The sequence below is a fragment of the Finegoldia sp. BIOML-A1 genome (assembly GCF_009678325.1).
Taxonomy (GTDB): domain Bacteria; phylum Bacillota; class Clostridia; order Tissierellales; family Peptoniphilaceae; genus Finegoldia; species Finegoldia magna.
On record NZ_WKZF01000002.1, the window covers coordinates 194,937 to 214,611 of the forward strand.

Consider the following 19,675-nt stretch of genomic DNA (forward strand, 5'->3'; position numbering starts at 1 on the left):
CTCTATAAAATTCCAATGTTATTATATCACATTATTTAATCTACTTTAATGAGTATTTGCTTCCAATATCCACAACAATTCCCAACAATTCCATTTTTGTTAAACTCATCAATACATCAGATATATCTTCATTTAATTTTATAGAAATTTCATCTGGTGAATTGGCCTCAATTTTCAATAAATTATATATTTTACGTTCTAAATCATTCAAATCAAAACTTAATTGTGGCTTTTCTATATATTTATTTTGAAATTCAGGGATTTGAGTTATAATATCCAAAACGTCGGTTAATATGTAAGCTCCATCTTTTATTAATTGATTAGTTCCAGTTGAATATACTGAATTAATATTTCCGGGAACTGCAAATATATCTCTACCTTGAGACAAGGCATAAGATGATGTGATTAATGTACCGCTTTTCTCTTTTGCTTCAATAACGACAGTTGCAAGTGATAAACCAGAAATAATTCTATTTCTAAATGGAAAATTATATGGCAATGGTGCTATTCCAAAAGGATATTCGCTCATAATTACTCCGTTATGTGATGAAATCATATCTTGAAACACTCTATAATTGCTCCTGGGATATACTTGATCTATTCCACACCCTAAAACTCCAATTGTTTTATTATTATTTTCAAGAGAAGTTTGATGAGAAATTTTGTCTATGCCAAGAGCCAATCCACTAACAACTGGTATTTTATATTGTGATATTTCAGATACAAATTTTTTACATGCATAAGATCCATATTGACTACATTTTCTAGCTCCGACAAATGAAACACAATTATTGAACTCTTCAGTCAAATCACCTTTATAGTACAAAGTATATGGTGCATCATCTATTTCAAGTAATTTTTTCGGATATTTTGAATCACCGTATGTAGTAAATTTTATACTGTTTTTCCATAATTTTTCTTTGTACAAATTTATATCGAATTTTTTCATATTTTTTAGAATAAATTCGTAAATTTTAGGATCTACTTCTAAAAGTTTTTTTGCATTATCGTAGATAATATCCTCTAATGAGCTATAATTTTCAAGAATTGGACCTATCCAATTATAATTCGTGTTCAAACTACTTAAAAATAATAATAAATCTGAATCCATAATTTACCCCTTTTCTTTACATATAGAATACCATTAATATATATTTTTTTTCAATAAAAAAAGTCGACTATCATAAAATAATCGACTAATTTTTAATAGATTACAACTGGCATTCCATTTTCAGCCGAATTGAAAATTGTACGAACATGATTTATAGGAGTATTTATACAACCATGACTTCCAGCACCATTAAAGATTTGTCCACCGTAGGCGGCCCTTCCCTTTGTATCGTGAATTCCTACACCAGTATAGTCAATTTGCATCCAATAATCTACATGAACTTTATATTTTGATCCGTCTGGATTAAATCCTCTTAAAAATCTATCAGTTTCTTTTGACCAAATTTCAAATAAGCCTGTTGGTGTTTCATGGTCAATTGATGGATCTCCTGTAACAACAGGTGTGTCTAATACTAGTTTACCATCTTTAAAATACCACAAATGTTGTGCTCCCAAGCTTATTTCAATATAGCTTTTTCCAAGAACTCCATTATTTCGGCTTCTTCTGCTATATACTAAATCACTATCTATGGTTTTACCATTTTTTAAAGCATCTGTAATCATAGCTACTGTTTGTTTTTTGTTAATTTCATTTCCAAAAACTTTTGCTTTAACTTTTATGGATTTACCATTATGAGTTGTAAAATCAAAATCTTTCCCAACAACTTCAAATTTTTCTTTCAAGTCATCTACAAAAATTCGAACTTTTTTATCTTCAAACTTATAATTTTCATCTAAGAAAATAGAATTATCTTCTATTTTTTGTGATTCTCCGTTTGGCAATTTTAAGGTAATAGAAGCTTTTGCAATATTTTCAAGTTCTTTTTTGTTTGGCTCCAATGATTTTTTTGTAACTTGAGGATTAATATATTCTGAAGATAATTTGATTTCATCCTTGTGTTCATTAAATCCTTTTATTACGGATTCACAAACTTTATCCAAATCAAGCTTATTACCTAATTCTTCAGGTTTGATTATTGCTTTTTTGTTTTCAAAAATCAATTGGGCGTTTTTTGGTTCTTTGATATTTTTAAATAACTCACTATTTTTTAAGGTTTCTTTTAATTTATCAGAATCTACACTTTTCTTAACTTTTACATCTGTTTCTATTCCTTTTATAAGTTCTACTGGCCACAAAAAACCATGTTGCACATAGGTTTGATTTTCCAAAGCAACTTGTTTTAAACCCGCTTGTGAATTATTCAATGCAACAGTTTTATTATCTCTTCCGATAATTGATGTGGTTTGTTCATCAAAAATATTTTTAACATCAGAAATTTTTCTTACACCTAAATTTTCACCATTAATTTTTGCGTTAGGATAAGTCATGAAGCTAAAAAATATTGAAACCAATATATAAATACCTAAAAGAATTGATACAACCCAAATCCATAAGTGTGATTTTTGTGATTCTTTCAGTTTATAAATACTATTATTTTTTGAAGACTCATTATTTACTTGACTAGTTTTATTGTCTTCATATTTTTGTAAATCATCTTTCAATTTATCACCTTCTATTAATTATTTCTGTACCTAGAATGATATCATAAATACACAACACTAGTAAACATTTATATTAAATTATACTTTTTCTATAATCTATACTTAATTAAATTTGTGATAATTTTAAATAAAATAACAAAGATTTGCTTTAAAATTGTAAAAAATGATGTATAATTAAATTGATGATACATTAAAGGGGTGAATTATGGAAAATATTAATCTGGTAGTTTTATCAGATTCTACCGGGGACACAGGTGATCAAATAGCAAGAGCCGCTTTAGCTCAATTTGATATTACTTGTGAAAATGCTAAATTTCACTTATTTGGACATATCCGATCTATCGAGCATCTTAATTCTACATTACAAAAATGCTTAGAAATGGATAATATTATTATATATTATAGTTTAGTTGAAGAAAGTTTAATTGATAGTTTAAAGAAATTTTGTGATATGAATAATCTCATATCGGTAGATATTTTAACTCCATCAATTGTAGCCATCCAAAGGCTAACCAAACGATCTCCAGCAACAAATCCAGGTGCATTACGTAAACTTGACGAACATTATTTTAGAAGAATTGATGCAATTGAATTTGCTGTAAGATATGATGATGGAAAAGATCCAAGAGGAGTCGCTAGAGCTGATATAACGATTATTGGTGTTTCTAGAACTTCGAAAACACCATTATCTATGTATCTTGCAAATAAGCATTACAAAGTTTGCAACATTCCACTTGTACCAGAGTCACCAGTCCCAAAGGAACTTTTTGAAATCGAACCAAAAAGAGTCATCGGTCTTACTAACTCTCCTGATAAGCTAAACAAAATCAGAAAAGAAAGACTAAAATCTATGGGATTGCCAACTGAAAGTACATACTCTGATTTGGGTAGAATACTTGACGAATTAGATTATGCTGAGAAGGTAATGAAGAAAATCGGATGTCCTATTATAAACGTTTCTGACAGAGCAATTGAAGAAACGGCAGAAGTTATTATCAGACATCTAAAAAAAATGAATGATTAAAAAGGAGTTTTTTAAATGACAGAAAAATATGTTTACAGTTTTAAAGAAGGTAATAAAGACATGCGAAGCCTTCTTGGTGGAAAAGGTGCCAACTTAGCCGAAATGACTAATATGGATATACCTGTTCCAACAGGATTTACTATTACTACTGAAGCTTGTAACAAATTTTATCAAGAAGACGAAAAATTATGGGATGGATTATTTGAAGAAATCAAATCTCATATTGAAGAAACAGAAAAAGAATTAAACAAGAAATTTTCCGATGAAGAAAATCCTCTACTGTTTTCTGTTCGTTCTGGCGCTGTAATATCTATGCCAGGTATGATGGACACAATCTTAAACCTAGGTTTAAATGATAAATCTGTTATCGGTTTAGCCAAATCAACAAATAACGAAAGATTCGCTTATGATTCTTATAGAAGATTTATTCAAATGTTTTCAGATGTTGCAAGAGAAATTCCTAAAGTATTATTTGAAAACGAATTAGATAAAATAAAAGAAGAAAAAAACGTTACAGATGATACAGATCTTGATAGCGAAGATTTAAAGAAAATTGTTGAAAAATTCAAACAAATCTACAAAGAAGAAATGGGCGAAGATTTTCCACAAGACCCTATCGATCAATTGAGATATGCAATAGAAGCAGTTTTTAGATCTTGGAATAATCCTAGAGCCAAAATTTATAGACAATTAAACGGCATCGATGATAAATTAGGTACTGCAGTAAACATTCAATCAATGGTATTCGGTAACATGGGAAATACATCTGGAACAGGTGTTGCATTCTCAAGAAACCCTGCAACTGGTGAAAATAAATTATTTGGTGAATTCTTAATGAATGCACAAGGTGAAGATGTTGTTGCTGGTATAAGAACTCCTCAACCAATCAGTCAATTACAAGACGTTATGCCTGAAGTATATGAACAATTCCATTCTATAACTAAAAGATTGGAAGAACACTATAGAGATATGCAAGATCTGGAATTCACAATTGAAAATTCTAAATTATATTTACTTCAAACTAGAAACGGAAAAAGAACTGCTATCAGTGCATTAAACGTTGCAGTAGATCAAGTAAATGAAGGTTTAATTTCAAAAGAAGAAGCTATCTTAAGAATAGAACCAAATAGTTTAAATCAACTCCTACACCCTACTTTTGATCAAAAAGAATTAGAAAATGCTGAAGTTATTACAAAAGGTTTAGCTGCTTCACCTGGAGCCGCTAGTGGTCACGTTTATTTTAGTGCTGAAGATTGTAAAACAGCTGCATCTAAGGGCATTAAATCAATATTAGTTCGTCAAGAAACATCTCCTGAAGATATCGAAGGAATGATTAAAGCCGAAGGTATATTAACTGCAAGAGGAGGTATGACATCTCACGCTGCAGTAGTTGCTCGTGGAATGGGTGCATGTTGTGTAGCAGGTGCTAGTGAAATAAGAGTAGACGAAGAGAACAAAATAATAAGAGGTAAAAATATCGAAATCAAAGAAGGAGATTTGATTTCATTAGATGGTAGTACTGGATATGTTTATAAAGGAGAAATTTCTAAAGTAAGTCCACAACTTACTGGTAACTTTGCACAATTTATGCAATGGGTTGATGAAATTAAAAGATTAGGCGTAAAAACAAATGCTGATACTCCTAAAGATGCACATCAAGCAAAAGAATTTGGTGCTGAAGGTATAGGATTAACAAGAACTGAGCACATGTTCTTCAACGAAGAAAGAATTCCAATCGTTAGACAAATGATTCTCTCAAACACTACCGAAAGAAGACAAAAAGCTCTTGATAAATTAAGACCTTTCCAAGAAGATGACTTCTATAATATATACAAAGAAATGGGAGATTTGTCAGTTACTATTAGACTTTTAGATCCACCACTTCATGAATTCTTACCAAAAGAAAAACATGATATTGAAGAATTAGCGAAAGAAATGGATTTAACTTTTGATGAAGTAAATGATATTATTTTAGAACTTCACGAAGTAAACCCAATGCTTGGACACAGAGGTTGTAGACTAGCTGTAACTTATCCAGAAATTTATAGAATGCAAGCAAGAGCAATTATTAGTGCTGCTCTAAAAGTTAAAGAAGAAACTTCACATGAAATAGTTCCTCAAATTATGATTCCGCTTGTTGGAGAAAAGAGAGAATTAAAATACGTTAAGGATCAAATAATTGAAGAAATCAATCAAGTATTTGAAGAAAAAAATCAAAAATTAGATTATGAAATTGGTACTATGATTGAAATCCCAAGAGCATGTTTAATGGCTGATGAAATTGCCGAAGAAGCTGATTTCTTCAGTTTTGGTACAAATGACTTAACTCAAATGTCTTTTGGTTTCTCGAGAGATGATGCTGGTAAATTCTTATCAGAATATAAAGAAAATAAAATCTATTCAAGAAGTCCTTTTGAAAGATTAGACCAAGAAGGTGTTGGTCAGCTAATCAAAATTGCTATTGAAAGAGGTAAATCTTCAAATCCTGATTTGCACGTAGGTATTTGCGGTGAACATGGTGGAGATCCTGAAAGTGTTGAATTCTGTCACAGAATTGGATTAGATTATGTATCTTGTTCCCCATACAGAGTTCCAATCGCAAGATTAGCAGCAGCTCAAGCAGCAGCAAGAGAAAAATTAAAATAATTAGGTTAATTAGATAGAGTAAACATGTTTACTCTATCTTTTTTTTGATTTCTAATAACTTATTATAGAAACAATTTGTGGTATAATGTATGAAGTTAAGGAAGTGATAAAATGGCTTACGAAATGATTACACTTAGTAGTGAAGAACATGATAATTTTGTTAAAAACCATAAATATGGAGAATTAAATCAAATATATAAATGGCAATTTGTAAAAAAAGGATGGATTGGAAAAAATATTGGAATTAAAAAAGATGGCAAACTTGTTGGTGCATGTTTAATTTTATTGAGAAAACTACCGGTTCTTCCCTATTATTTTGCTTATGCTCCAAAAGGACCTGTGATTGACTATGAAAATAAAGATGATTTAAAATCGACTATCCAAATTTTAAAGGATTTTTGCAAACAAAACAAAGTTTTTTCTTTGAAATTTGACCCTCAAGTTTCTGTGGAAATTGATGGATTAATTGACTACTTAAAAGAACTTGGATGTTACCATCATGGTTTAAAAAAAGGGTTAGAATATAATCAACCTAGATATTATATGATAACTGATATAGATAAATCTGAAAAAGAAGTCTTGAATTCTTTTCAATCTAGAACTAAAAGTGTTGTAAAAAAATCTTTAAAAAATGGACTTGTATGTAAAAGATGCGACAAGAATGAATTATCTAAGTTTTCAAAATTAATGGAAATTACAGCTAAAAGAGATGAATTCAATCACAGAAGTCATGAATATTTCGAGAATTTATATGATGTTTTAAATCCAGATGATGATTGTGAATTATACCTAACTAAGCTTATTCCATCAAGTGTAAAAAAATCAAATGAAGATGAATTAGATCAAATAGATAAACAAGAGCTAAAAACTAAAAATAAATTGGAAAAAGATATAACGGAAGAAAAAAAGAATAATTTCTTAAAAGAACTAGATGTATTAGATAATAGAAGAAAAAGATGTAAAGATTTAATCGAGCAAATGAATGGATACATCGAAAATGATGTTGAGGAAATTGTATTATCAGGAGCATTATTAACATTTTGTGGAAAAAAATCATACTATCTTTACGGAGCATCTTCAAATGATTTCAGAGATTTAAGTCCAAATTATTTAATGCAATGGACTATGATGAAAAGAGCTATAGAAAAAGGATGCACATCTTATGATTTCGGTGGAGTATCAGGTTATACTCCGGAAGATAATGTAGAAGACCATGAAGCTGGATTATATGAATTTAAGAAAAGATTTGGCACTGAAATGTTAGCTACAATTGGAGAGTTCGATATAGTATTTAATAAATTTATAAATAAATTATTTGAATTTGCGCTAAAACACAGATAATATAAAAACTAGGATTGATATAATAATCAATCCTAGTTTTTTAATCCAATAAATATTTTAATTTATTTTTGTAAACTTTTCTGTAAAATACAATAAACAAGCTAATTCCCTTACATATAACAAGTGAAGATATAATTACCCATATCCATTCAATTCTCAAGTTATTATACATAACCAGAAGGGACAATGGAATTCTGATGAAATTAAATATAATTCCGTTTATAGAAGGATACTTAGTTAATGAAATTCCATTCAAAAATCCAGTAGTAGCTATTTCTACACACATAAATATTTCAGAAATTGATAATATTCTTAAATACACTACCCCAATATTTAAAGTATCAGGATCATCTGGAATAAATAGCTTAAATAATTGAGGAGCAAAAGTGAATAAGAATATAGTTGTGAATATTCCTATACCAACACATATCTTCATACCTTTTTTGTATCCTTCCATTACTCTGGAATAGTTTTTCGCTCCATTATTTTGAGCAATAAAGGTAGATAATGCAACACTGAATCCACCTACAGTTAACCATGTAATAGATTCTATTTGATTGCCTATTTTTTGTGCAGCTATAGCTTCTTTTCCCCAATGAGCTATAATAGCAGCCATTATTATAGAAAACGTCGCAAAAAGGCATTCTTGGAGGGCTATAGGAAATCCTAAATTAAAAAGTCTCTTTGCATAAATTAAATGCATTTTTTCTTTCAAGTATTTGAAATATTCAAATCTAACTATCATAAACATAATACATGCTGACATTTGAGCGATAAAAGTGGCAAGGGCGGCCCCTTTTATTCCCATTGGGTTTATAAAACCAAATCCAAATATCAAAATAGGGTCTAACACTATATTAATTCCTAAAGCAATTGTGTTTATTATAAAAGGAATTTTACTTTCCCCTTGTCCATTTAATATTCCTGTTAGAACTGGATTTATGAAGTTAAAAAATATTGAAGCTACAAAAAATCCGTAATACTCAAATGCTAGTTTTGTGACCGATTCATCCAGATTAAAGAAATGTATTATTTGTACTTTAAATAAAATCATTAATAAAATAAATACAAATCCAACTATTAATGCAAATTTTATCGCATTAGATATGTATTTTTGTACAGAATCCATATCCTTTTTACCAATGCAATCTGCTACAGATATTTGTGCACCTACGCTTAACATCATACATATCGCATAACTCAACCATCCAAAAAACCCTACAGTTCCAGCCGCAGCTACTGATTCTATAGACAATCTTCCCAACCAAAATAAGTCCATCAGATTATAACTCATCTGTATAAAAGATGTTGCCATAATTGGTAATGATAAGCTTATTAATTCCTTATAAATATTACCTTCAGTAAGATTTCTAGTTTTCAATTAACACCATCCTTTATATATTATCTCTTAATTTTATCAAGTCTTCTTTAGTAAAATTGTATTTTTCATGGCAAAAATCACATACCAATTCAGCCTTTCCATCCTCTTCAATCAATTCATTTAACGTTTCTTTTCCCAATGAAATCAAAGATCTTTCAACTCTATCTCTATTGCAATCACATAAATATTTTACTTCTTTTTCCCCCAATAATTTTAAATCAAAGTCTGCAAAAAATTGATTTAAAACGTCAAAAGGATTTTCATGATTTACAAATAGAGAAGAAATTGGTGGGAAATTATTAATATCTTTTTCCAATTTATCAATTAATGATTCATCATATCCTGGCAATGCTTGAATAAATAATCCTCCAGCGCTTTTTATCGATAAATCAGTATCTACCAAGACACCTAAAGCCACAACTGTTGGTCTTTGATCAGATTGATAGAAGTAATTACTAAAATCTTCAGCTATTTCACCACTAACTAAACTAGTTTGACCTATATAAGGTTCCTTTAATTTAAAATCTTTTATAACAGTAAGTAGACCATCATTTCCTACAAAATTACCAACATCCAATTTTTTATTAGATTTTGGTGGTAAATCAACTTCTGGATGACTTACATAACTCTTTACCTCTCCTCTACCGTTAACTGTAGAAATTAACATTCCACCTGGTCCGTTTCCTTGTAAATTTAATGTAATATTGTGTTTGTCATTTTTTAATTCGTGACTCATAATTGACGCCATAGTACTTAATCTTCCCAACGCAGCGGATGCTGTTGCTGATGTATTATGAATATCTCTTACTGAGTGTACTAACTCCGTAGAATCTACAATTATAAATCTAAATGATTCTGTAGAATCGGTAGCAATATATAATTTATTTATCATATAACCTCCAAATAAAAAACCCCCTAAAAAGGGGCATATTAATAATATTTTATTATAATTTTTTTACATTACAAGCTTGAAGACCTCTAGGTCCATCGGCGATATCAAATTCAACTTCTTGATTTTCTTCTAGTTTTCTATATTCGCCGTTATCTTCCAATGCAGTATAATGCACAAACACATCTCCATGATCTTCTGTTGAGATAAATCCGAAGCCTTTTGTAGCATTAAACCATTTTACAGTCCCTTTTGTCATATTTCCTCCAATATTTAACGTAGTTTTCATTTACTATATTAATATAACATACACAATAAAAATATACAACGAAATAATTATCGTTACCTAATAACATATAAATAATGCACGTTGGGTACAATTATTAAGAGTTTTACCTGTATCAAAATCTATTATTTTAACAGTATTAAATCCACTGTTGTACAACATAAATCTTAGTGCATCCAAACTATAAACTTTTTCTGTTTGAGTTTCCCTAATCCTTTGATAAGAATTATCCTGATTTTTCACAAAAAAGTCAATATAAAAATCTATCAAATTATCTTCTTCGTAATATTGATTAACCCAAGTATAAAAAATATCCTCATATTCATACACAAAGTGATTGTTACCCATTACTTCTATTAGCTTATAAGGAGTGTTTACATCAAACATAAACACTCCTGTACAATTTTCATTAATATTTGAGAACAAATTCTGTAGTTTTTCTGAGTCTAGTATATAGTTTATTGTATCTAAAGTAGAAAAAATAAAATCATAATTTTTTGTTAGCTCTAATTGACATAAATCCCCATTAATAATATTGATATTAGAAAATTTATCTGCACAAATTTTCAACATTTCTTTACTAAGATCCACTCCAGTATAATTAATTGAAGAGTTATAGAAGTATTTTGTCATATTTCCACTACCGATTCCTAACTCAAGAATAGATTCTGGTTTTATGTCTAATTTTTTTAATTCTTTTTTGATAACTTCAGAATACTCTTCATAATCAATATCAAAAGTTAATTTATCATAAATATACGCAAATTCTTTATACATCTTGATTCCAAATGAAAATGTAAGGTATATTTCGATATGATGATTTATAGTTCAAACCATAACCAACTATAAAAACATCATCAATTTCAAAACCAACGTAATCAGCGTTATATTCAACTTGTCTTCTGCTTGGTTTATCTAGCAATACACATGTTTTTACACTTTTTGGATTTTTTTGTTTAATATATTCCAAAGTATTTACGATTGTATTTCCAGAATCAATAATGTCATCAACTATTAACACATCATAGTTTTCTAAATTTTCTCTTACATCAGTAAGGATTTTTACTTTACCTGTTGATTTTTCAGCGTCTTCATAAGAAGATGTAGTCATAAAATCAATACAAATTGGCATATCTATTTGTCTAACCAAATCAGACATGAACATAAAACTTCCTCTAAGAAGAGATACTACACATAAATTCTTATCTTTGTAATCTTTGGTAATTTGAGCACCTAATTCTTTAACTTTTTCTTTAATTTGTTGTTCACTTAATAATATTTCTTCTTTCATTATTCACCCCTGTATTTGAACTATTTACATTCTCATCTATCTTTTTTTCAATCTTCTCTAATAATACTAAAATTTTATTTAAAGTATATTGTACGCTGACCAACACCATAATCAAAACAAAACCAAATATGATTTTGAATTTCATTACATATTTTCCTTAATAGAACTAATAGAATTATTAATATCGTCAATTAAATGTGAATATTTTTCGACTTTTTCTTTTTCTTTCTCTACAAGAGCTTCAGGAGCCCCTTTTAAGAATCCTTCATTGTTAAGTTTTGATTCCGCTCTCTTTAATTCTGATTTAGCTGTATTTAATTCTTTTTCTAGTCTTTCTAATTCTTTAGAATAATCAATTAAATCATTCAATGGAATAATGATTTTATAAGAATCTTTAACAATTACAATATTATTATCTTCTGATATATCTTCGTTAACCTTATATTCGTTTATAGAAACGCTTGATCTAAATAGTGACTCTAGTTGTTTAAAATCTTCCTCTAAGCTCTTATCAGATGTCAATATATATATATCAGATTGTTTTTTAGGCGCAATATTCATTTCTTGTCTTGAATTTCTAATACTAATTACAGATTCAACTAACTTGTCAATAATTTGTTCTTCGTTTTTATATGATTTTGTTTCAGAATATTTTGGCCATGTTTCGTTAATCAACATATCATTTTTATTAGGAAGATAGCTATATATTTCTTCTGTGATATATGGCATAAATGGATGTAATAATTTTATTACATTAGTCAACGTATAAATCAAAACTGAGATTGCAGATTCTTTTAAAATAGAATCATCTCCATAAAGTCTTGGTTTAACTAGTTCAATGTACCAATCACAGAATACATTCCAAGTAAAATCATATATTTTTTCAGCTGCTATACCAATTTCATATTTATTTAAATTAGTAGATACTTCATCAATGACATCATTTAAGCTTGATATAATCCACTTGTCTTCAATTTGTAATTCGACATCATCGATGTTTTTAACATCATCTTCTACATTCATGAAAACAAATCTGGATGCGTTCCATAATTTATTGCAGAAATTTCTATTCGCTTCTACTTTTTCCATGTAGAATCTTGAATCATTTCCAGGGGTATTACCAGTGATTAACGCAAATCTTAACGCATCTGCTCCATATTGATCTATAACTTCTATAGGATCAATACCATTTCCCAAAGATTTTGACATTTTTCTTCCTTGAGAGTCTTTAACTAATCCTGTCAAGTAAACATCTTTGAAAGGAACTTCCCCCAAATTATAAAGTGAAGAGAATACCATTCTAATTACCCAGAAGAAAATAATATCGTATCCAGTAACTAACACATTTGTAGGGAAGAAATATTTCAAATCTTCTGTTTCGTTTGGCCAACCTAATGTTGAAAATGGCCATAACGCAGATGAGAACCATGTATCCAAAGTGTCTGGATCTTGAGTATATTTTTCAGGGTCTGGATTTTTTCTTGCAACTACAACTTCACCTGTTTCATTATGGTAATAAACAGGAAGTCTATGTCCCCACCATAATTGGCGAGAAATACACCAATCTCTAATGTTTTCTAACCAATTTACATAAACTTTTTCGAATCTTTTTGGAATAAATCTAATTTCTTCATTTTTATAAGCGTCTAAAGCTAATTTTGCTAACTTATCCATCTTAACAAACCATTGTTTACTGATTAATGGCTCAACAGTAGTATGACATCTTTCACAATGACCTACAGCATGTTCATGTTCTTTTACTGAATCTAGTTGTCCGATTTTTTCCAAATCTTCGATAATTAATTTTCTTGCTTCATATCTATCTAATCCAGAATATTTACCATATCCTTCAACAATCTTTGCATCCTCATCAATTACAACACATTGACCTAGCTCATGTCTTGCACCTACTTCAAAGTCATTAGGATCATGTGAAGGAGTAATCTTAACAATTCCAGTTCCAAATTCCATATCCACATAGCTATCAGCAATAACTTTAATTTCTCTATTAACTAATGGTAATATCAAAGTTTTTCCAACAATGTCAGTATATCTTTCATCATCTGGATTTACAGCGACTGCCAAATCACCCAACAATGTTTCTGGTCTAGTAGTAGCTATTACAATATAATCATCAGAATCCTTGAATTTATATCGAATATTCCAAAAATGTCCCGATTCATCTTCGTGGACAACTTCTATGTCGCTTATTGCAGTATGACAATTTGGACACCAATTTACAATTCTGTCACCTTGGTAAATCAAATCATCATTGTACATTTTTATGAATACTTCTTCTACTGCTTCTGTTAAATTGTCATCAAGAGTAAAAGCTTCTCTACTCCAATCACAAGATACTCCTAATTTTTTTAATTGATTTTTGATATTTCCACCGTATTCACGTGTCCAGTCCCAAGATGCTTCCAAAAATCTATCTCTACCTAAAGATTCTTTGGATTTTCCTTCTTCTTTTAATTTACTTACAACTTTTGCTTCAGTTGCAATACTAGCATGGTCTGTTCCTGGAACCCAAAGAGCACTATATCCATCCATTCTATTTTTTCTAATCAATATATCTTGAATAGTGTTATTTAACGCATGTCCAAGGTGTAAATTACCTGTTACATTTGGTGGTGGCATTACAATTGTAAATGGTTTTTTATCATTATCAATAACGCCTTTGAAGTAACCTTCATTTTCCCAAATTTTATATATCTTATCTTCAAAATCTTTTGGATTGTAATTTTTTTCTAAATTTTTCATAATTCTCCTAAATTTTATTTAAAATATGGATTGTATTTCTTTTCGTCACCAATATTAGTTTCTGGTCCGTGTCCAGGATAAACTTTTATATCATTATTTAAAAGTTTTAGCTTTTCAACACTATTTTTAATGTCTTCAAAACTTGCAGTTGGCAAATCATATCTACCTATTGAATTCTTGAACAACATATCTCCTGAAAACATTACATCCTTGTAAATATAGCAACTAGAGCCATAAGTATGACCTGGAGTTTCTAAAACTGATATTTTAGAATCATTAAACTCAATTGTATCTCCTTCTTTTACATAATAATCTGCTTTTAAAGTAATTGGATTTCCAACTTTTCTTGTATAATTTTTTTCAGGATCTTCGAGTAAATCTTTTTCTTTTTCTGGAGCGTAAATAACTGTATTTAGCTTATTTTTTAATTCTTCAGCTGCAAATATATGATCAAAATGACCATGTGTAATCAATATAAATTGTATTTCTAAATTACGATTTTTGATATATTCACAAATATCATCAGATTGTGCACCTGGATCCACAACAAAACATTTATTATCTTCCGATAAAATGTACATGTTTTCTCCATATTTTGTAGTAACTATTTTGTCTAATGTCATTATTCACTCCTACTATCTATAATTATCGTAACTGGTCCATCATTTGTAAGTGATACCTTCATATCAGCTCCAAATTCCCCAGTTTGAAAAGGTACATTTTCTTTTTTTAACTTTTCAATAAACTTTTCGTATAAATCTCTAGCAAATTCTCCTTTGGCACATTTATCAAATGATGGTCTATTCCCTTTTCTAGTACTTGCATACAATGTAAACTGAGAGACAAGTAAAATTTCATAATTTAAATCTTTAATTGAAAGATTAAGCTTATCTTCTTCATCAGAAAATATTCTTAAATTAACAAGTTTTCTGATGCAATAATCAATATCCTGTTCATTATCTTCCATATGAATTCCTAATAGTACTAAAAAACCATCTTTAATTTCACTTTTTGTTGTACCATCTATTTCAACTTTTGCTTTATTAACTCTTTGAACTAATAATTTCATTATGAATTCACCCTAAAAACGTCTATAGTTCCTTTAATATTTTTAATTCTAGCAATTACTGTATCGATCTGAGAACTAGAACTAATTTCTAATATTATATTAATCGTTACTGTTTTATCTTTATTTGTTCTAGTGTTAAATGTTTTAATGTTTAATTTGCACTCACTTATAACTTTAGTTATATCAGCAAGATAACCGACATTACTAAAAGATATTATTTGAAGTTCAACTTGATAATTATGATTGATTAAATTATTGCCCCATCTAACTGTGATTAATCTATCTTTGTCATTGACTGATTTTACATTGGAACAATCTCTTCTGTGAACACTAATTCCTCTACCTCTAGTAATGTAGCCAACTATTTCGTCACCAGGAATTGGGTTACAACATTTAGCAAGTTTTATTTCTACATTATCAATTCCATCAATGACTACTCCACTTTCTTTTGGCTCTTCATTAACAAAATCGACATGATTTGGTTTATTTACAACTTGGTCTGTTTCGTAATAGTCTTTGTGGTATTCCTTTAGCTTAGGAATAACTTGCGTAACCCTTGTAGATCCGTAACCAATAGCAGCGTACAAATCATCAATAGATGAAAAGCTTAATTTACTTGCAATTTCTTCAAGCCATTCTCTTTTTAGTAATTCATTGAAACTATAGCCCATTTTTGCAACTTCTTTTTCAAGCATATCTCTTCCAGAAACAATATTCTCAGTTCTTTGTTCTTTTTTAAACCACTGTTTAATTTTTGTTTTAGCTTGAGATGATTTTACAATTTTTAGCCAGTCTTTTGAAGGACCTGAATTTGGATTTGTAAGAATTTCAACAACATTTCCTGTTTTTAATTTGTAAGTTAATGGTACAATCTTTCCGTCTACTTTTGCACCAACACATTTGTTTCCTACTGCAGAGTGAACTTTGTACGCAAAATCAATCGGTGTTGAACCAGATGGCAAATCCATTACATCACCTTTTGGTGAGTAAACAAAAACTTCATCATTGGCAAATTCTTCTTTGAATAAATCCATGAATTCTTTTGAATCAGTATAATCTTTTTGCCAATCCATGATTTCTCTTAGCCATGCTAATTTGCTATCATATTTCGATTTTTTATTAGTTGTACCTTCCTTGTACTTCCAATGTGCAGCGATACCATATTCAGAAGTTTTATGCATTTCCCAAGTTCTTATTTGTATCTCATACGTTCTTCCGTCATGAGCTAATATTGTAGTGTGTAAAGATTGGTACATATTAGGTTTTGGAGTTGCAATATAATCTTTGAAAGTATTAGGAATTGGTCTGAAGAATCTATGAGCAATTCCCAAAACATCATAGCATTCACTTTCTTTGTTGACTATAACTCTGATGGCTGATAAATCTTTGATTTCTTCAAAAGCCAAATGTTTTTTGTACATTTTTTTATATATTGAAAAAATACTTTTTGGCCTTCCAAAAATCTCCGCTTTTATATTATATTTTTCAAGTTCATCTTGAAATTGTCTTATAATATTTTGTATTTGGGATTCTCTTTGTTGTCTAGTTTCGTTTATTTTATTTACAATATCTTGATAAATATTTGGTTCCAAATACTTTAAGCTTAAATCTTCTAATTCCCATTTTATAGTGGACATACCAAGTCTGTGAGCAAGTGGTGCATAAATTTCTAAAACTTCATTGGCTTTTTCAATCTGCTTTTCTCGAGTCATGTATTCCAAAGTTCTCATATTGTGAAGCCTGTCAGACAACTTAATTATTATAACTCTAATATCTTTGGCCATTGCCAATATCATTTTCTTTAAATTTTCCGCTTGATTGTCTTTTTTAGTTTTAAATTTAATTTGTTTTAATTTTGTTACACCATCGACCAGGTCAGCTATTTCTTTACTAAACAGATACTCTAGGTCTTCGTAGGTTATTTCTGTATCCTCTACGACATCGTGAAATAGCCCGGCTATAATAGTTGCATCATCCATGTTCAAAGAAGCCAAAATTTTAGCTACAGCCATCGGATGAATTGCATAAGGCTCACCAGAATTTCTAAATTGTCCCTCATGAGCTCTAACCATGTAGCCATATGCTCTAGTTATCTCATCTACATCAGTATTTGGATTATATGATTTTATAGATTTTATCAAACTTTGTAAATCCGATTGTTCATAATGCATAAAGCTACCTCCTAATAATTATTTTGTTATAATTATACCATAACATGAGCATTATTGTTAACACTTATCTTAAATCAATTAAATTTAATTGAATATTCTTCACATTATTAAAATTATTAATCTCAGGGTAATATATTATATCTATTTTTGCATTACTAGAAATACTGTTTTCAAGTTGAATCATTACATTTTCACCGAATTTTTCTAATAAATAATTATATTTTTCTATAGCTTCTGAAAACATAATTGCATCAATTGTTTTATTATTTTTGAGTAATTTCAACTTCAAAACATTCTTATTTTTTCCAATCATCCTTGCAAAAATAATTTCCAAGTTTTTATCTCCCAAAATCGGTCTAGGATTATCCTTGCCAAAAGGACGAAGACGGTCGATTTCTTCTATCAAATCAAAATCTATCTTGTCTACATAAAAGCTTGAATCAATAAGGATTTTTTTTACAAAATCCTCTTTGGTAAGTCTGCTTCTTTGATTAACTTTAGTTCTAAACTCATCTAATTTATCTACTTCAATTGATAATCCACACGCCATAGGATGACCACCAAATGATACAAACAGTTCTCTAAACTCATCAAATTCTTTGAATATATCATACTCTGAAATACTTCTTCCTGATCCTTTAAGAACATCTTGATTTTCTGATTGTGTTAGTATTAACGTTGGTTTATTGTATTTATCTTTAATTCTTCCAGCTATGATTCCACAAACACTTTCATGAATTCCTTCAACATTACAAATCAATATATCATCATTTATCAGTCCTGTGTTTTCAATTATTTCAACAGCTTTATTAAATCCATCTTCTGTTAATTTTTTTCTTTTTTCATTTAGATCAACTAAAACTTTAGCGTAAGCTTCTACATTATCCATGTTTTCATCACGAAATAGTTCAACGCCTAATTTTGCAGTATCTAATCTTCCGGCGGCGTTAATACATGGACCAATAATAAATCCTAAACTGTAAACATTTACTCCATTTTTAATTCCAGTCATATCAATCAAGCATTTTAATCCGTAATTCTCTGTATTATTGATTTCTTCTAATCCTTTAGTCACAAAATATCTATTTTCGTCCTTTAAATCTACGATATCACATACAGTTCCCATTGCTACATATTGGAGCAAATTTTCACATTCTAACATACCGTATCCTTTTTTGTTATTTATAGCCTGAATTAATTTATAAGCAACCCCTGCGCCACATAAACTTTTAAATGGATAATTGCAAGTCAGCTGTTGGGGGTTAATAACTGCATCAGCATTTGGAATGATTTCTTTTCCATCAAGTTTTATTGTTTGGTGATGGTCAGTCACAATTATTTTTATTCCATTTTGTTTGGCATAATTACATTGTTCTATAGCACTTATACCATTATCACATGTTATTATTAAATCAATATTATCTTCAATACATTTGTCTATTATGCTAAAAGAAATCCCATATCCATCAATCATTCTATTAGGAATATCATAAGAAAGTTTATCTGTAAAATATCCAAGACCATCTAATAAAGTCATAGTCGATGAATTTCCGTCTTGATCGTAATCACCAACTATTCTTATATTTTGCTCATTTTCAATAGCATTTATAATTATTTCCACAGCTTTGTCCATATCTTTCATTAAAAAAGGATTATGATATGAATTTTCGGCATTAGGATTCAAAAATGTTTCAAAATTTGTAATATTTCTATTTAATAAAATCTTTGCTATTAATGGATGAATATTATATCTTTGAGATACTTCGCTAAAATTATTACCTCTATTGTTTATTAACCATTTATTCATTCATTTTCTCCAAATAAAAAAATGGATTTATAGCTCAAATTTTAAGTTTGAGCTATAAATCAATTTCTATTTTTCTTCATTATCTTCTTTTTTGCTTTCTGTTACTTTTGCTGCTTTTACATTTGATGCAATAGCATTTTTAACAAATTCAAGTCTTGTTTTTTGTGATGAAGTTTCCAAGATGACACTATCATCAGTTACAGAAACTATTGTTCCCTTAACTCCACCAATTGTAATTACTTCGTCTCCAACTTTTATAGCGTTTCTCATATCCATTAATTGTTTTTGTTGTTTTTGTTGTGGACGAATCATTAAAAAATACATTACAGCAAAAAGTGCAATCAAAGGCAATAATGATGCTAACATTTTTGGCATAATAATCCTCCTTTAAATA

General features: G+C 29.2%; 17 protein-coding genes. 3 read left to right on the forward strand and 14 right to left on the reverse strand.

Features of this window, described 5'->3' with window-relative positions; genetic code table 11:
* Window positions 1–40: 40 nt before the first annotated feature.
* A complete protein-coding gene (dprA, locus tag GKG00_RS03255; RefSeq protein ID WP_110057931.1) occupies window positions 41–1,111 on the reverse strand; it encodes a DNA-processing protein DprA in 1,071 nt (356 codons plus the stop codon).
* 92 nt (window positions 1,112–1,203) lie between these two features.
* Window positions 1,204–2,613: a L,D-transpeptidase family protein gene (locus GKG00_RS03260; protein ID WP_154254242.1), complete on the reverse strand. Its 1,410-nt coding sequence runs from the start codon at window positions 2,611–2,613 to the stop codon at window positions 1,204–1,206.
* 205 nt (window positions 2,614–2,818) lie between these two features.
* On the opposite strand from GKG00_RS03260, the gene GKG00_RS03265 reads away from it, so the two are divergent.
* From GKG00_RS03265 to GKG00_RS03275, 3 genes are all read left to right on the forward strand, one after another.
* Window positions 2,819–3,637 (forward strand): pyruvate, water dikinase regulatory protein, encoded by an 819-nt coding sequence (locus GKG00_RS03265; protein ID WP_094205708.1) that lies wholly within the window; start codon window positions 2,819–2,821, stop codon window positions 3,635–3,637.
* 15 nt (window positions 3,638–3,652) lie between these two features.
* On the forward strand, window positions 3,653–6,283 hold the full coding sequence (gene ppdK / locus GKG00_RS03270) for a pyruvate, phosphate dikinase (protein ID WP_110057929.1): 2,631 nt from the start codon (window positions 3,653–3,655) through the stop codon (window positions 6,281–6,283).
* 111 nt (window positions 6,284–6,394) lie between these two features.
* Window positions 6,395–7,624 (forward strand): peptidoglycan bridge formation glycyltransferase FemA/FemB family protein, encoded by a 1,230-nt coding sequence (locus tag GKG00_RS03275; RefSeq protein WP_154254244.1) that lies wholly within the window; start codon window positions 6,395–6,397, stop codon window positions 7,622–7,624.
* A gap of 40 nt (window positions 7,625–7,664) precedes the next feature.
* Here the strand turns inward: GKG00_RS03275 and GKG00_RS03280 are convergent, their stop codons facing one another.
* The 12 genes from GKG00_RS03280 to yajC form a co-directional block, all read right to left on the reverse strand.
* A complete protein-coding gene (locus GKG00_RS03280; RefSeq protein WP_110057927.1) occupies window positions 7,665–9,005 on the reverse strand; it encodes an MATE family efflux transporter in 1,341 nt (446 codons plus the stop codon).
* 13 nt (window positions 9,006–9,018) lie between these two features.
* Entirely contained in the window at window positions 9,019–9,897 is an 879-nt protein-coding gene (hslO, locus tag GKG00_RS03285; RefSeq protein WP_154254245.1) for an Hsp33 family molecular chaperone HslO, read from the reverse strand.
* A 52-nt stretch (window positions 9,898–9,949) separates the two neighbouring features.
* On the reverse strand, window positions 9,950–10,153 hold the full coding sequence (locus GKG00_RS03290; protein ID WP_002836476.1) for a cold-shock protein: 204 nt from the start codon (window positions 10,151–10,153) through the stop codon (window positions 9,950–9,952).
* Window positions 10,154–10,240: 87 nt separating this feature from the next.
* Window positions 10,241–10,957 carry a class I SAM-dependent methyltransferase gene (locus tag GKG00_RS03295; RefSeq protein WP_154254247.1) on the reverse strand — a complete coding sequence of 239 codons (717 nt, stop codon included), beginning with the start codon at window positions 10,955–10,957 and terminating at the stop codon, window positions 10,241–10,243.
* Complete coding sequence (hpt, locus tag GKG00_RS03300; RefSeq protein WP_002836478.1) at window positions 10,950–11,471, reverse strand: hypoxanthine phosphoribosyltransferase; 522 nt, start codon at window positions 11,469–11,471, stop codon at window positions 10,950–10,952. Before hpt ends, GKG00_RS03295 begins: the two co-directional genes overlap by 8 nt.
* Complete coding sequence (locus tag GKG00_RS08870) at window positions 11,446–11,616, reverse strand: cation:proton antiporter (protein ID WP_110057924.1); 171 nt, start codon at window positions 11,614–11,616, stop codon at window positions 11,446–11,448. The genes hpt and GKG00_RS08870 overlap by 26 nt, the downstream gene beginning before the upstream one ends.
* Window positions 11,616–14,234, reverse strand: coding sequence for a valine--tRNA ligase (locus tag GKG00_RS03305; RefSeq protein WP_154254248.1), 2,619 nt, complete (start codon window positions 14,232–14,234; stop codon window positions 11,616–11,618). Before GKG00_RS03305 ends, GKG00_RS08870 begins: the two co-directional genes overlap by 1 nt.
* Before the next feature lie 14 nt (window positions 14,235–14,248).
* Window positions 14,249–14,857, reverse strand: coding sequence for an MBL fold metallo-hydrolase (locus tag GKG00_RS03310; protein ID WP_094224732.1), 609 nt, complete (start codon window positions 14,855–14,857; stop codon window positions 14,249–14,251).
* The gene (gene dtd / locus GKG00_RS03315; RefSeq protein WP_154254250.1) at window positions 14,857–15,303 is read right to left on the reverse strand and encodes a D-aminoacyl-tRNA deacylase; all 447 of its coding nucleotides are present in this window, start codon (window positions 15,301–15,303) and stop codon (window positions 14,857–14,859) included. Before dtd ends, GKG00_RS03310 begins: the two co-directional genes overlap by 1 nt.
* Window positions 15,303–17,474: a bifunctional (p)ppGpp synthetase/guanosine-3',5'-bis(diphosphate) 3'-pyrophosphohydrolase gene (locus GKG00_RS03320; protein WP_154254252.1), complete on the reverse strand. Its 2,172-nt coding sequence runs from the start codon at window positions 17,472–17,474 to the stop codon at window positions 15,303–15,305. Before GKG00_RS03320 ends, dtd begins: the two co-directional genes overlap by 1 nt.
* Before the next feature lie 64 nt (window positions 17,475–17,538).
* A complete protein-coding gene (gene recJ / locus GKG00_RS03325; RefSeq protein WP_154254254.1) occupies window positions 17,539–19,281 on the reverse strand; it encodes a single-stranded-DNA-specific exonuclease RecJ in 1,743 nt (580 codons plus the stop codon).
* A 66-nt stretch (window positions 19,282–19,347) separates the two neighbouring features.
* Window positions 19,348–19,656 carry a preprotein translocase subunit YajC gene (yajC, locus tag GKG00_RS03330; protein ID WP_102164619.1) on the reverse strand — a complete coding sequence of 103 codons (309 nt, stop codon included), beginning with the start codon at window positions 19,654–19,656 and terminating at the stop codon, window positions 19,348–19,350.
* Between the last annotated feature and the right edge of the window lie 19 nt (window positions 19,657–19,675).